Source organism: Deltaproteobacteria bacterium, from assembly GCA_016177765.1.
In the GTDB taxonomy this organism is placed as follows: Bacteria; UBA10199; UBA10199; order JACPAL01; family JACOUP01; genus JACOUP01.
In genome coordinates this window covers 118,651-132,686 of record JACOUP010000001.1, presented here as the reverse complement: position 1 = coordinate 132,686, position 14,036 = coordinate 118,651, and the positions used below count along the sequence as shown (strand labels likewise).

Annotated in this window: 14 protein-coding genes and 1 tRNA gene; 13 read left to right on the top strand and 2 right to left on the bottom strand. The window is 52.5% G+C overall.

Annotated elements, in window-relative coordinates:
- Position 1: 1 nt before the first annotated feature.
- Entirely contained in the window at positions 2-1,012 is a 1,011-nt protein-coding gene (locus tag HYS22_00650) for a SurA N-terminal domain-containing protein (protein MBI1908666.1), read from the bottom strand.
- A 101-nt stretch (positions 1,013-1,113) separates the two neighbouring features.
- Here HYS22_00650 and HYS22_00645 point away from each other — a divergent pair, with 101 nt between their 5' ends.
- The 8 genes from HYS22_00645 to HYS22_00610 all read left to right on the top strand — a co-directional run bounded on the left by HYS22_00645 (position 1,114) and on the right by HYS22_00610 (position 8,967).
- Positions 1,114-2,148, top strand: a complete 1,035-nt coding sequence (locus HYS22_00645) for a rod shape-determining protein (GenBank protein ID MBI1908665.1) — start codon at positions 1,114-1,116, stop codon at positions 2,146-2,148.
- A 15-nt stretch (positions 2,149-2,163) separates the two neighbouring features.
- Complete coding sequence (mreC, locus tag HYS22_00640; protein MBI1908664.1) at positions 2,164-3,066, top strand: rod shape-determining protein MreC; 903 nt, start codon at positions 2,164-2,166, stop codon at positions 3,064-3,066.
- Positions 3,063-3,575 carry a rod shape-determining protein MreD gene (mreD, locus tag HYS22_00635; protein MBI1908663.1) on the top strand — a complete coding sequence of 171 codons (513 nt, stop codon included), beginning with the start codon at positions 3,063-3,065 and terminating at the stop codon, positions 3,573-3,575. Before mreC ends, mreD begins: the two co-directional genes overlap by 4 nt.
- On the top strand, positions 3,576-5,489 hold the full coding sequence (gene mrdA / locus HYS22_00630; GenBank protein MBI1908662.1) for a penicillin-binding protein 2: 1,914 nt from the start codon (positions 3,576-3,578) through the stop codon (positions 5,487-5,489).
- Positions 5,486-6,598 carry a rod shape-determining protein RodA gene (gene rodA, locus HYS22_00625; GenBank protein ID MBI1908661.1) on the top strand — a complete coding sequence of 371 codons (1,113 nt, stop codon included), beginning with the start codon at positions 5,486-5,488 and terminating at the stop codon, positions 6,596-6,598. The genes mrdA and rodA overlap by 4 nt, the downstream gene beginning before the upstream one ends.
- 61 nt (positions 6,599-6,659) lie before the next feature.
- Positions 6,660-6,929, top strand: a complete 270-nt coding sequence (locus HYS22_00620; GenBank protein MBI1908660.1) for a type II toxin-antitoxin system Phd/YefM family antitoxin — start codon at positions 6,660-6,662, stop codon at positions 6,927-6,929.
- Entirely contained in the window at positions 6,926-7,198 is a 273-nt protein-coding gene (locus HYS22_00615; protein MBI1908659.1) for a type II toxin-antitoxin system RelE/ParE family toxin, read from the top strand. The genes HYS22_00620 and HYS22_00615 overlap by 4 nt, the downstream gene beginning before the upstream one ends.
- A gap of 41 nt (positions 7,199-7,239) precedes the next feature.
- On the top strand, positions 7,240-8,967 hold the full coding sequence (locus HYS22_00610) for a hypothetical protein (GenBank protein MBI1908658.1): 1,728 nt from the start codon (positions 7,240-7,242) through the stop codon (positions 8,965-8,967).
- A gap of 4 nt (positions 8,968-8,971) precedes the next feature.
- Here the strand turns inward: HYS22_00610 and trxA are convergent, their stop codons facing one another.
- Positions 8,972-9,304, bottom strand: a complete 333-nt coding sequence (gene trxA / locus HYS22_00605) for a thioredoxin (protein MBI1908657.1) — start codon at positions 9,302-9,304, stop codon at positions 8,972-8,974.
- Here trxA and HYS22_00600 point away from each other — a divergent pair.
- The 5 genes from HYS22_00600 to thrS all read left to right on the top strand — a co-directional run bounded on the left by HYS22_00600 (position 9,298) and on the right by thrS (position 14,034).
- Complete coding sequence (locus tag HYS22_00600; GenBank protein MBI1908656.1) at positions 9,298-10,050, top strand: bifunctional precorrin-2 dehydrogenase/sirohydrochlorin ferrochelatase; 753 nt, start codon at positions 9,298-9,300, stop codon at positions 10,048-10,050. The genes trxA and HYS22_00600 overlap by 7 nt on opposite strands.
- A 1-nt stretch (position 10,051) precedes the next feature.
- On the top strand, positions 10,052-10,855 hold the full coding sequence (ccsA, locus tag HYS22_00595) for a cytochrome c biogenesis protein CcsA (protein MBI1908655.1): 804 nt from the start codon (positions 10,052-10,054) through the stop codon (positions 10,853-10,855).
- On the top strand, positions 10,855-12,108 hold the full coding sequence (locus tag HYS22_00590; GenBank protein MBI1908654.1) for a glutamyl-tRNA reductase: 1,254 nt from the start codon (positions 10,855-10,857) through the stop codon (positions 12,106-12,108). Before ccsA ends, HYS22_00590 begins: the two co-directional genes overlap by 1 nt.
- 105 nt (positions 12,109-12,213) lie before the next feature.
- Positions 12,214-12,287 (top strand) — tRNA-Val (locus tag HYS22_00585).
- A 1-nt stretch (position 12,288) separates the two neighbouring features.
- Positions 12,289-14,034 (top strand): threonine--tRNA ligase, encoded by a 1,746-nt coding sequence (gene thrS, locus HYS22_00580; GenBank protein ID MBI1908653.1) that lies wholly within the window; start codon positions 12,289-12,291, stop codon positions 14,032-14,034.
- Positions 14,035-14,036: the final 2 nt, after the last annotated feature.

Here is a 14,036-nt window from a genome sequence, read left to right as displayed (position 1 = left end):
TCTAGATCAGAGGCTTGATTTGGGCCTTTTCCTCGAATTCAGAGAGGAGGAGATTGAGCAGGTCCTGGCTTCTTCTTTCCATGAGGTTTTTTTTCAGAGATTCCTTCTTGGCCTCAAAATCTTTTGGGGAAGGGGTCTCTTTTTTCCTGAGCTTGAAAACAAACCAACCGTTTTCCTCATCCCCCAAAGGCTCCCTGACAAAGGGGGCGGCCGGGGTGAGGGCGGCCACCTCAGCCATTTTTTCTTCCGGCAAAAAAGGGGGAAGGGCCTGGGTCAGACGCGCGAAAGGGGTTACCGGGATCTCTTCTATTTTCAACTTTTTCTCCTTCAGGATCGGATCCAGATTCCCTCCGACCTGCCATTGCCTCAGGAGGAGATCGGCCGTTTCCCTCTCCTGGGTCTGGATTTTTTGGAATGAAAATCGGGTATTCTCAAAATCATAGGCTGTTTTGACCTCTCCCTCCGTGACCCGGCTCTCTTGATCCAGTTTCTCCTGCAATTTCTTGCGGTAGATCTCATCGGTCAACTCTTTTTCAAAGTCGGCCCCGTATTTTCTCTGGTAGTAGGGGCGGAAGACCTCCTTGTAAAAAATTTCGTCGAAACGGCCGTCTCTCACAAGGACCGGCATTTTGGTGATCTCTTCGGCAACCTCTTTCTCCGAAACGGTGAGATTCAGGTTCTTGGCCAACTGGGACAGGAGTTTCTGGCGGATCATGTCGTTCAAGAGACTCTTTTTCAGGAGTGACTCCAGCTCCTTGGGGAATTCCCCGGCATTTTTGTCGTCGGAGGAGGCTTTATTGAAACGCTCTCTCTGGGCCTCAAAGAGCGCCTCAAACTGGGCCCGGAAGATCGGTTCATCATTGACCAGTGCTACCGCATCCCCCACGCCGGAGGAGCCGGAGTTTTTTGTAAGGCTGGTGTAGCCAAAGAAAAACAGGAACGAAAGGATGATCAGGCCAAAGGCGACCTTGATCAACCAGGAAGAGGCATGCCGGCGCAAAGTAGCTAACATGAGGGGCCGGATGCTACGCGAAGGAGGGGCCAAAAGGCAACAATTTTGTTACCCCAATTCCCCTTGATATTTTGGGAGCTTTGATGGTAGATCGCCCCACCATGATTTTTGATCAGTTGATCGGTCTTTTTTCCAATGATCTGGCCATTGATCTCGGCACCGCCAATATCCTTGTCTATGTGAAAGGGAAGGGGATTGTCTGTTCCGAACCCTCGGTGGTTGCGGTTCAGCGCGACAACCGTGGCATCAAAAAGGTGCTGGCCGTTGGCAAAGAGGCCAAAGAGATGTTGGGACGGACGCCGGGGAGCATTGAGGCGATCCGACCGATCAAAGATGGGGTCATTGCCGATTTCGAAGTGACCGAGGCGATGCTCCGTTACTTTATCCGCAAGGCGCACAGTCGGAAGACACTGATCCGGCCCAGAATTATTGTCGGTGTCCCCTTTGGGATCACTGAGGTGGAGAAGAGGGCGGTTCGCGAGTCTTCAGAGTCGGCTGGTGCGAGGGAAGTTTACCTGATTGAAGAACCGATGGCGGCCGCTATCGGCGCCGGTTTACCGATTACCGAACCGACAGGAAACATGATTGTTGATATCGGCGGTGGGACGACGGAAGTCGCCGTCATTTCACTGGCCGGGATCGTTTTCAGCCGTTCCATCCGGGTCGCCGGGGACAAGATGGATGAGGCAATTATCCATTATGTCAAAAGGAAATATAACATGCTGATCGGGGAGAGAACCGCCGAGCAGATCAAGATCCAGATCGGTACCGCCTATCCCGAAAAGGAAGTTCGGACGATGGAGATCAAGGGGCGTGACCTGGTGGTCGGCGTTCCCAAAGTTTTGGAGCTCAACTCGGAAGAGGTTCGTGAGGCGATCAGCGAGCCGATTAATGCCATTGTGGAAGGGGTCAAGATGGCCTTGGAGCGGACCCCTCCCGAATTGGCCTCCGATATTGTGGACAAGGGGATCGTTCTTGCCGGGGGAGGGGCCCTTTTGCGAAATCTGGATGTCCTGCTCCGTGAGGAGACCGGACTTCCGGTGATGATCGCTGAAGATCCGCTGACCTCCGTTGTTCTCGGTTGCGGACAAGCGTTGGATCAACTGGATGTCCTCAAGGGAATTACCATAACGTAGGGGCAGCCCTGCCCGATGGCCTCATTTCTAGCAAAAATCCGCCGTTTTCTTCTGATCCCGGTTATTTTTTATATTCTTCTTGTCTTTCTCTCACAGGGCAAAAGGTTTGAGAGATTCCATCAGGATCCTTTTTATCTCCGGCCGATTTTCATGACCCTCAACCCGTTTCAAAAAGGGTTTCATTTTGTCAGGACAAAAAGTGTTCAAACCTTCGAACATTATTTCTGGCTTCAAGGGGTCTGGGAGGAAAACATAAATCTGAAAACCAGGCTAGGCCAGGTGGGTCAGAAACTCCTGATCCTTGAGGAGTTGGATAGGGAGAATGAGAGAATGAGAACCCTTCTTGGTTTCAGGGAGCAGGTTCCCTGGAGGCTGATGGCGGCCCATGTCATTTCTTTCAACCCACTGCTCCCCTTTCATCTGGTGACCATCGATCGGGGAGAGGCGGATGGACTTAAGCGGCGGCAACCGGTTATTACCCCCCAAGGGCTGGTGGGCCAGGTCTTTCGCGTGACCTCTGATTCGTCGCAGGTCCTTTTGATGACGGACCCGACGAGCGCTATTGACGCCGCCGACCAGCGAAGCCGCGTCCAGGGTCTGGTGACCGGACATGTTACCAAGGCGAAGTTGAACAGAGGCTACGCCTTGGGGAGCCTGGAGTATTTCCGACAGAATGCGGACATTGAGGAGGGGGATTTGCTGGTGACCTCCGGACTGGATGCGATCTTTCCCAAAGGGATTCCAATCGGTCGGGTAACTCGCCTCAGGGTGGATAAGGTGAACCTTTTTCAGACGGCCGATATCATCCCCGAAGTTGATTTTCTAAAATTGGAAGAGGTCTTTGTGATTCTTCACTTCAAGGGTGATTCACCCAAGGGTGAGTCACACAATGGTGTGTCACCCAAGGGTGACTCATGAAAAGAGTTCTCCTCTTTTTTTTGATCGGTTTTTTCTCGCTGGTGATCCAGGGTTCGTTTTTGACCTCCCTGCCGCCCCGAGTCCTCAGGACCGATGTTATTTTCCTGATAGCCATCTATCTTGGTTTTTTCGGACCGTTTAACGAGGGGGGCTGGAGTGTTATCCTGCTTGGGCTTTGTGCCGATCTCCTCGGTTCCCCGTTTTTGGGGATGATAACACTGGTCACTCTCAGCCTTTTCCTTCTGATACGGTTGATCTTGCCGCATATTGTTGTTCCCGAATCAGTGGGGGCGGTCTCGCTTTGGCTCTTCTTCCTGGCGATTCTCAAGAAAGGGATTTTCTATCTCCTGTTCAGCGGTGTTGCCGAGGGGGAGAGGGTCTTGCCTTTTCTCTTCTGGAATGGGGTTCCGGATGCCCTCTGGAACGCCCTTGTGGGGTCGCTTATTTTTATCACCTTCAAGAAAGTTTTTGTTTCGATGGGGGACGAAAAGGATTTGGGAAGATTATAAATGGACTTTTCTCAAGAAGGGGTTCATGATTTTCAGGATCGGTTCCCTTATGCCATGGGGGCGGTTGCGGTCTTTTTTTTGCTGATTCTGGTTCGGTTGGGTTACCTCCAGATTGTCAAAGGTTCCTACCTGCGCTCCTTTTCGCAGGAAAACACGGTCAAGGAGATCAAGATTCCCGCAACCCGCGGGATTATCTACGATCGTTTCAGGAGGGTTCTGACTAACAGCCGTCCCGCCTTTGATATCGTTGTTGTCCCGCAATATGTCAGGTCGCCGGAAAAGATGGGTCAGGGTCTTTTTGCTTTAGCCAAGATCCCTCCGGATTGGAGCGAAGGTCGCTGGCGCCAGGCCCGTCTTTCCGCCCCTTTTTTCCCTTTTGTTTTCAAGAGAGATGCCTCTCCGGAGGAGGTGAATCGGATCAGGACCTACCGGGTGGCTGAGGTTTCTGAAGAGGACCCGTATGATTTGAGGGGGGTTGAGGTTTTTGCCTACCCGGTCCGCGATTACCCCTGGCACGAGCTCGCTGGTGTGGTCTTGGGGCATGTCGGTCAAGTCTCACCGGAAGATCTTGTGCGTTTTCACAATCAGAAAAAGGGGGGGGAGGGGTACAGGGCGGGGGATTTTATCGGGGCCAGCGGTCTGGAAAAGGTTTGGGAACCCTACCTTCGGGGAAAGGATGGGTATGAACAGAGGATCGTAGATGCGGTCGGGCGTGAGGTGGTTGCCGAAGAGCTTAATTCTCTGCTTGTCAATGAAGCGGCCAAGCAGGGCAGTGATCTTGTTTTGACCCTGGATCTGGATTTGCAAAAGGTTGCTGAAGAGGGACTGGGTTCAAGGACAGGCGCGGTTGTCGCCCTGAATCCACAGAATGGCGAGGTGCTGGTTTTGGTTTCAAAACCTTCTTATGATCCGAACATTCTGGCGACGACGCTCAGTCACGAGGCCTGGAACGAGTTGTTGAATGATCCCCGCAAGAGGTTTTTAAATCGCACCTTCCAATCGGCCTATCCCCCCGGTTCCACCTACAAAATTGTGACGGCGATTGCCGCCTTGGAAGAGGGAGTCATTTCCCCGGAGGAAAAGGTTGCCTGTCATGGTCAGCTCCCATTCGGCAATCGGTCGTTCCGGTGCTGGCGCTCCGGCGGTCACGGGGCGATGGCTATTCATGATGCGATTGTCCAGTCCTGCGACGTCTTCTTTTATACGATGGGGATCCGCTTGGGTGTCGACAAGATCGCCAAATATGCCAGGATGCTGGGGTTGGGCCAGCCGACGGGGATCGATATGGAAGGGGAGAAAAAAGGGCTGGTTCCCACGTCCAAATGGAAATTGGAGGTCAAGAAAGAGCCGTGGCAGCCGGCCGAGAATCTCTCCATCGCGATTGGTCAGGGGTATGATCTTGTCTCCCCCCTGCAGAACGCCCTGGTGGCAGCCCAGGTTGGGAATGGCGGCAGAAGAATTTTTCCGCAGCTCCTGCATCATTTCGAGACCCGGGAGGGGCGTCAATTTTTGCCTGTGGGGGAAGGGGAACCTTCTGCCGGGAAGCCGTTCCCGCTCAAACCGGAGACCTTGAGGATTGTTCGGGAGGCGCTCGCCGGGGTGGTGGCTGATTCCCGGGGAACGGCGCATTCTCTTGCTTTCAAGGGAATTCCGATTGCCGGGAAGACCGGAACGGCCCAGGTAGTGAGCGATGATCTTCAGGGGAAGATTCAGGGGGTGAATACCGGGGATCATGCCTGGTTTGTGGCCTATTCCCCGACGGAAAATCCGGAGATTGCCGTTTCGGTCCTTGTAGAACATGGTGGGCACGGCGCCTCCGCGGCCGCCCCGATCGCCGGTGTTGTGATTCGAAAATTTTTTGCCTTGAAGAAAGAAAGGGAGGCGGCTGAAAGTCAGCCGGCTAAAAACCCATGATTCCGCAATTCGATAAAAGATTTAAGGTTCACTTTCACTGGCCACTTTTCTGGTGTACGACTGCCCTTTCCCTCATCGGCCTTTTGAATCTTTACAGCGCCACCTTTGAAATCGGTCGAAAAGGGTGGCCCCCCCTGTTCCTTTCCCAATCCCTCTGGATGGGGATCGGGTTTCTCCTCCTCTTTTTACTGCTCCTTGCGGACTATCGCATTTTTGAGAGGGTGGCCTATTTCATCTATGCCGTAACGATTATCCTGCTTTTACTGGTGATCCCGTTTGGAAAAACCGTTGCCGGCAATAAGAGTTGGCTTGTGTTGGGCTCTTTCAGTTTTCAGCCCTCCGAGTTTGCCAAGATTGGCCTGATCCTGGCCCTTTCGAAGTTTTTTTCGGGAACCGCCAAACCGGAGGGGCACAACATTGGCAGTCTCGGGATCCCTTTCCTGCTTTTTGCCTGTCCCTTTGTCCTGATCCTCCTGGAAAAGGATCTTGGTTCCAGCCTCTTTTTTATTCTCATCTTCTCTTCGTTCATCGGTTTTGCCGGGGTGAAGAGAAGGACGATTGCGATTCTGGTCATCATCGGGCTTGTCGGTGCCGGGATCAGTTATGCCCGGTTTTTGACCCCGCACCAGAAATCCAGGATTTTGACCTTTCTCAAACCGGCCGCTGACCCAAAAGGGGAGGGGTACCATCTGATCCAATCGAAGGTGACGGTCGGCTCCGGTCAGATTTTCGGAAAGGGGTATCTCAAGGGGATGCACAACAAGCTTCTCTACCTCCCGGAGAAGCACACCGACTTCATCTTTCCGGTCTTGGCCGAGGAATGGGGTTTTTTCGGTTCTCTGGTGATGCTTGTTCTTTATGCCAGTATTATCCTTTATGCCTTGAACATCGCTTCGAAGGCGAAGGAGCGTTTTGGGATCTGTCTTGGTTTTGGGATTGCGGCACTCCTTTTTTGGCAGGTGGCGGTCAATTTGGGAGGGGTCTTGGGCCTGATCCCCTTGACCGGCGTTACCCTCCCGCTCTTGTCCTATGGGGGCTCTTCGGTCATCACCATCCTGATCGGGATCGGCCTTCTCTTGAACATCTCCATGCGCCGGTTCATGTTTTAATTTAAGACTGGACAGTTCATTTCAAATAGTGTATTTTAAACGTACCTTTAAAGGATACTTTATGATTCACCCTGATAAAATACTTCCGGTGACTCAGGTCAAGCGAGAACTCACGGGGCTTCTTAAGCATTTGAAAAGGCGAGGCGGGGTGGTGGCTATTACGACGGATGGGAGGGCAACGGGGGTGCTGATGACTACCGAAGAATATGAGGGTCTTATGGAATCTTTGGAAATCTTAGGTGATGTTCCACTCCTTCGTTCCCTGAATCGTGCCCTTCGGGAGAACCGCCAGGGGAAGGTTTATTCTCATAAAGAAGTCTTCCGCGATTGAGATCTTTTGCCCTTCGTTATACTGGGGAAGCCAAAACCAGGATTCGTCATCTGCACCCGTTGCTCAAACAGGAGGTTCGTTTGGCCTTGGAGGAATTGCAGGATGATCCTTATTTGGGAAAACCACTGCAGAGGGAGTTTATCGGCCTTCGCTCTCTGAGGGTTCGTAATTACCGAATTATTTACAAGATGGATGAATCGAAATGGCGGATCGATATCCTGACTTTGGGCCCTCGCAGGGTCATTTATCAGGATCTTATCAAAAAATAACCCCGAAACCATTCTCTTTTTAGACCGATAAGGAGAGGGTCATGGCCTCCCCTGCGATATCCTTTACAATACCCTCTCTTTTTGTGGGGGCGACTCCTGCCGAACCGGCCACTGATCCGCAAGATCCGCAAGAGAAGAATGCCACGGAGATTGATGACGCCCTTCTTGTGGCCGCGAAGAGTGACAATCAACTGACTGTGGCTGAGTGGAACCAGATCGGCAAACGGATCCTGGATCAGTGGGAGACGGGTGGGCTGATCGGCCTTAACCGATTTCTGCACGAAGCGGCCTCTGGCCCTTGGCGTATCGATCCGAAGATCCTTCAACGGTTAAAGACGGAAGAGGAAAAGTGTCTGCGGGGAAAAGGGGGGAGTTGCGGGATTCGTCTGGATTCAATTCGAAAAATCGAGGAACGCCAGGCCGGTCTCTCTCTGTTGACCAAGAAATCGGATCTCTCCTTTTGGCTCACGCCGGAGCAATGGAAACGGATCAAAGAGGACCCGTTAGAGGCCCCGATCTTTGCCGCAATGGAAAAAAGGGGACTCCATTTTGACGAGAAGAATTCTCTTGTGACCGTAGAAACCGGAGAAAATGGCCGGGTCCAGACAGAGATTGAACTGGTCTTTGATGATAATGGGGATCCGTCCGACGGGGGTTGGGTGGTGGGCCAACTTTTTGGTCTTCGCAGCGAAGATACCGAGTTTGTGACGGCTGGTTTCCGTCAGGTTTTTCAGTTTGCCGCCGGCAAGGGGGAATGGGGTAGTAAGGGTAATAAAGGAACGGAGAAAAGGGGGGAGGGGATCAAGGGGGAAGATCTCCAACCGTCCCGCGAGCGAATAAAAGCGTTTGAAAATGTTGTTCCCCGATTAACGCTCGCCCGGGCCTCTTCGGAGGCCCCGGTGACTGTCGATTTCAAGGCGATCGAGTCAGCCATCCGTGTCCCCCATTTTTTGGATTTTCAGATCACAGTGAATCATTTTAAAGGGCCGGTGATCAGTAGCTCTGCGTGGCAGGCCCTTATCGGGGCAGACTTGGAAACTCAGACAGCTTTTATTCGTGCCACCGCCCGGTGGAGTCACAATCTCATTATGATAACATTGGATGAGTTTCTCTTACGGGAGATCAGCCGTGTTGATCCTGAAAGGGCTGTTCAAATCCTTGTAGCCCTGAGGAAGGATCTCTCGTGGGAGCAACTGAGGCCCTTGTTGTATGCCATGGAGGGGGACGTCGTCTCCACGCTCAAAAAGGTGGGGTCTGTTGACCCTCAGTTCGAATCTGCATTTGTTAAAAAGTTTCGGTATGCTGATTTGGCTATTTTTAAGGCGTATGGCGGTTTTCAATATGCCGGTGTGATCCATACGCGTGCCGAATATGAAGAAAAGGTCCTCAAATCGAAGGGACCCGTCGTTGTTGATTACGGGGCCTCCTGGTGCGCCCCCTGTCAACTCATGGCCATACCCTTTGATGTCGTTGCGGAGCAATTCAGGGGAAAAGGGGTTGTTTTCTACAGTTACGAGATGGACGAGGAGAAAAAAGGGGACGAACAATTTGTCTTGGAAACGATGGAACGGTACGTTGTTAACGGTCAGGTGCCGGTGATCAACATTTTCGTCGATGGTAAGAAGGTAGATGGGATCGACAGTCTCTATAACGAGTTGTTGCGGGATAGCTTAAAGACAGACAGAGGCAGGCCGACGGGTGAAGTAATCAGAGATTTTGTCGTCCGGACCCTGGGGCTTGATCCGGAGACGTTGGAAAAGAAGAAGTAATCCCCTACACCACCACCCGTTTGATCAATTCTTCAAGCTGTGCCTTGGGGACGGCGCCAACCACCTGATCGACCGCCTGTCCTCCCTTAAAGAGAATAATGGTCGGAATCCCTCGTACTCCATAACGACCCGGGGTTTCCGGGTTTTCATCGACGTTGCATTTATAAACATCCACCTTGCCATCGTACTGATCGGCGATTTCATCAACGATCGGGGCCAAGGCCCGGCAAGGGGCGCACCAGACCGCCCAAAAATCAACGAGCGCCGGGCGCTGGCCCTGCAAAACCTCCTTTTCAAAATTTTGGTCGGTCGCGGTCTTGATTTTGGGGGATGACATCAACGATCTCCTCGTGGCGGCGGGTCCTGTCTTGGGTTCCGCCCAGCCGTGCTCACCCGTTCCGCTCGGCCGGGCGCCCGACCCTCGCCACCCGCCGCAATAACCCGCCCCTTGTCAAAAATCAAGGAGTTCTTTATACCAACCCGATGCGCTACTTTCCGATCAACCTCGATCTTCAGGGAAAACCGGTTCTGGTGATCGGCAGTGGTCAAGTGGCCGAAAAAAAGGGGCAGGGGTTTCTTAAGGCAGGGGCGAAGTTAAGGAGGCTTGAGGCGTATCAGCCCGGTTGTCTCGAATCGGTTTTTCTCGCGGTGGTGGTCACCGATGACCAGGAGATCCATCAAAAGATAAGAAAAGAGGCCCAAGAAAAAAGGGTTCTTTTGAATATTGTCGATCACCCAGACCTTTGCGATTTCACCTTTGTCTCCCGTTTGCAGAGGGGGGAATTCATGATCACCGTTTCCACCGGAGGGGGTTCGCCCGCGCTTGCCAAAAAAGTGAGAGAGGCGCTCGAAAATCAGTATGGACCTGAGTATGAAACCATGACCAAGATCATGTCCGCCTTGAGAAGGCCGGTGCAGAATCAGTGGGGGGACCGGTCGGAGGGGCTCTTTAAGGAGTTTGTCCATTCCCCGGTGTTGGGTTGGATTCGAGCAGGGGAGAAAGACAAGATTGATCAGTTGTTGGGGCGGTTGTTTGGAGAAGGGTATTCGTTGGAGCGTTTGGGAATTCAATTAGGGGAATAACATGCATCTGTCCTGCATCCTTGGCGTGATGACCTTTTATCTGGGGGCGACCCTGGTTTATCTTTTTCAGTATATCTTTAAGAAAAATTTTAACCGCGTCGCCTACCGAATACTCGCCATCGGCTTCTTGCTCCACACGCTGCTTCTTTTTTATTACCTGTTCCGCAACCAGTACCCGTTTTTTGTCTCCGCCAATTACTCCCTCCATTTTGTTTCCTGGGTGATCTTGCTTTTCTTCCTTGTTTTTTCACGAAAACTCCGGTTGGAGGCGGCCGGGCCGCTTTTTATCCCGACGGCGCTCCTTTTCTACCTGATCTCCCTTTTGGATCAGGAGGCGTACCGTTTCAGCGCCACTGTCTTGAAGAGCCCCTGGGCGTTGGCCCACCTCATAGCCATGTTTTTGGCCTTTTCCCTCTTTCTTCTCGGCCTCGGCATGGCGACCGCCTTTGTCCTTCAGCAGGCGAGGCTTAAAAATCAAAAGGCGCCGTATCTTCGTCTCCCTTCGCTGGAGGCCTTGGACCAGATGCATAGCCGGACCTCGGCGATCGGTTTCGGACTCCTCACGTTGGGGATCCTCGCCGGCTTTGGACTCTCCAAGGGTGATTCACCCAGGGAGGTCCTCGGTTCTTTTTTTATGGGGGACCAAAAACAGTGGGGGGCCTGGATCGCCTGGATCGTCTATCTGGCTTTCTTAAATCTTCACAGCCGTTCCCGCTGGCGGGGACGTCGCGCACTTTTTCTTTCCTTGTTGGGTGTCGCGGTGATTGCGCTGACCTTTCTCGGCTTCAAGCATGGGGTGAACTGATGTTTTTGGTTGTTGGACTCTCCCATAAGACCGCCTCTCTGGAACTAAGGGAGAAATTTGCGATCCCTCCCGAAGAGATCGGCCAGATCCTTTCGGCACTCTTGAAAAACCAGGAGTTAACTGAGGCGTTTTTGCTGTCCACCTGCAACCGGGTCGAGCTTTATCTCGTTTCTTCGGATCCGCATTGCGCTGAACAGCTGGCTTTCAAGTTTTTTCATGAAAGGTCGTCTCTTCCCAACCCGGAAAAAGTGCTTTACCGGAAGAGGGATGAGGAGGCGATCCGGCATTTTTTTCGTGTGACCTCCAGTCTCGATTCAATGGTCGTTGGGGAGCCGCAGATTACAGGACAGGTGAAGGAGGCCTACAGTCAGGCGACTTCCGTGCACGCGACGGGTCCCTTCGTGAACAAGCTCACTCATAGCGCCCTCCGGACGGCCAAAAGGGTGAGGAATGAAACGGAGATCTCCCTGCACCCGGTTTCGGTCAGTTATGCGGCGGTGAACCTCGCGGAAAAAATCTTCGGTTCTCTGCGGGAAAAAAAGATCCTGCTCGTCGGGGCCGGAGAGATGGCGGAACTGGCGGCGGAACATTTTCTGGCGAGAAAGGTCTGTCATCTGACAATCAGCAATCGAACGGAGGAAAAGGCAAAGGCATTGGCCGAACGGTTTCATGCCGCGACCCTCCCGTTTGAATCTCTGTGTCAAAATCTCTCTCTTTTTGATATCATCATGACCTCCACCTCGGTTTCTTCCCCCTTTCTTGATTCTAAAATAGTGGCCCTCGCCATGGCCGAACGGCAGAACAGTCCGCTCTTTCTGATTGATATTGCGGTGCCGCGAAATATTGATCCGGGGGTGAATAAGATCCCGAACGTCTATCTCTATGACATGGATGATTTGAAAGGGGTTGTGGAAGAGGGGTTGGCCGAAAGGGCGAAGGAGGCCAAAAAGGGGGAGGAGATTATTGAGAATGAGGTTGCCGCCTTTGAGAAATATCTTCAGACGAGGGATGTTGCCCCGACGATCAAAGAGCTTTCCAAAAAAATAGAGGCGATCCGTGAGGCTGAAATTCAAAAGACGCTCGCCTCGTTTTCCAATCTTGGTCCTGAGGCCAAAGAGGCGCTGGAATCCTGCACCCGGGCGATTGTCAGCAAGATCCTGCATGAACCGATCACCGGCCTCAAGGAGGAAGAGCAGGAGATATCGTTCTCCGCGGAGGTCGTGAAGAAATTGTTTAAGCTTGGGAACAACTAAAAAACAGCCTTCCTTAAATCTCTACTTTAACTGTTCACCAAATTCTCCTTTATTTATTGACAGGGCTTATTAATATTGCTAGGCGTTTCAATGAGTTAGATGTTAGGGCGCGTAGCTCAGTTGGTCAGAGTACTTCCTTGACATGGAAGGGGTCACAGGTTCGAACCCTGTCGCGCCCACATGGTTTGTAGAGTTGGACATGAGAACGATCCGCTGGAGAGATTAAGACATTCGTGTGCCCATATCATGGCGGATGCGGTGCAGAGGCTTTTTCCGGGGACGAAGGTGACGATCGGTCCGGTGATTGACGAAGGGTTTTTCTACGATTTTGATGCCTCAAAGCCGTTTACGGCGACCGACCTGGAAAAGATCGAAGAGGAGATGGGGCGGATCATCAAGGCGAATCTCCCCTTCGAGCGCAAAGAGGTTTCACGGAAGGAAGCGACCGAGTTTTTTAAAAAATTGGGGGAACGGTACAAGGTGGAGATTATTGAAGGGATCAACGAGGCGGAGAAGATCACCCTGTACCAGCATGGCCCCTGGATTGACCTTTGCAAGGGACCGCATGTTGGACGAACAGGAGATATCAAGGCATTCAAACTTCTCTCAGTTGCTGGAGCTTATTGGCGGGGCGATGAAAAGAGGGAACAGCTCCAAAGGATTTACGGCACCGCTTTTTTGAGCCAAAAAGATCTGGAAGGATACCTCCATCGCCTGAAAGAAGCCGAGGCGAGGGATCACCGAAAATTGGGGCGTGAACTGGATCTCTTCAGCACGATGGAGGAAGAGGGGCCGGGCTTAATCCTCTGGCACCCGAAGGGGGCACGGATCCGCAAGGTCATCGAAGACTTCTGGCGGGAGGAACACCTGAAGAATGGTTACGAGATTGTCTTTACACCCCATCTCGCACGCCGGGATTTGTGGAAAACCTCCGGCCACCTCGATTTCTACAAGGATTATATGTACGCGCCGATGGAGGTGGAGGGGGCCGATTATCAGCTCAAGCCGATGAACTGCCCGTTTCATATCCAGATTTACAAACGGAAACTGCGGAGTTACCGGGAACTCCCGTTCCGTTGGGCAGAATTGGGGACCGTCTATCGGTATGAACGATCGGGTGTCCTTCATGGCCTGCTCCGTGTCCGTGGTTTCACGCAGGATGATGCCCATCTTTTTTGCCGTCCCGATCAATTGGCCCAAGAGGTCGGCAAGGTTTTAGATTTTACCCTGTTCATCCTTGGCTCTTTCGGTTTCAAGGAATTTGATATCTACCTTTCCACCCGTCCGGAAAAACATGTCGGGTCGGAGGAGAACTGGGCCCATGCCGAGGGGGCGCTCCGCGAGGCGCTGACTAAAAAGGGGATAAAGTTTGAGGTTGATCCGGGAGAGGGGGTCTTTTACGGCCCGAAGATTGATATCAAGATCAAGGATGTCTTGGGACGGGCCTGGCAATGTTCGACGATTCAAGTTGATTTTAATCTCCCGGAGCGCTTCGCCATGGAGTTCGTTTCACCAACTGGCGCGCGCGAGCGTCCGATCATGGTCCATCGGGCCCTTTTGGGGTCGCTGGAACGGTTTTTTGGTGTCCTGATTGAACATTATGCCGGAGCCTTTCCCCTCTGGCTGGCGCCGGTTCAGGCGGTACTGATCACGATCACCGACGGCCAGGTGCCGTATGCCGAAAAAGTATTGGCGGCGTTGAGGGAGGCCGGGCTTCGTGTCGAAACCGATTTTCGCAACGAGAAACTGGGGGGAAAGATCCGCGAGGCGGAGGTGCAGAAGGTTCCTTACATGCTGATCATCGGTGGCAAGGAGGCGGAAAAGGGGATGGTCAGTGTTCGTAGCAAGAAAGATGGGGATTTGGGGAGTATGACCATTGAAGATTTTGCCAAGAGAGTGAATGGGCAAGTTTTTGAAAAAAGATAACC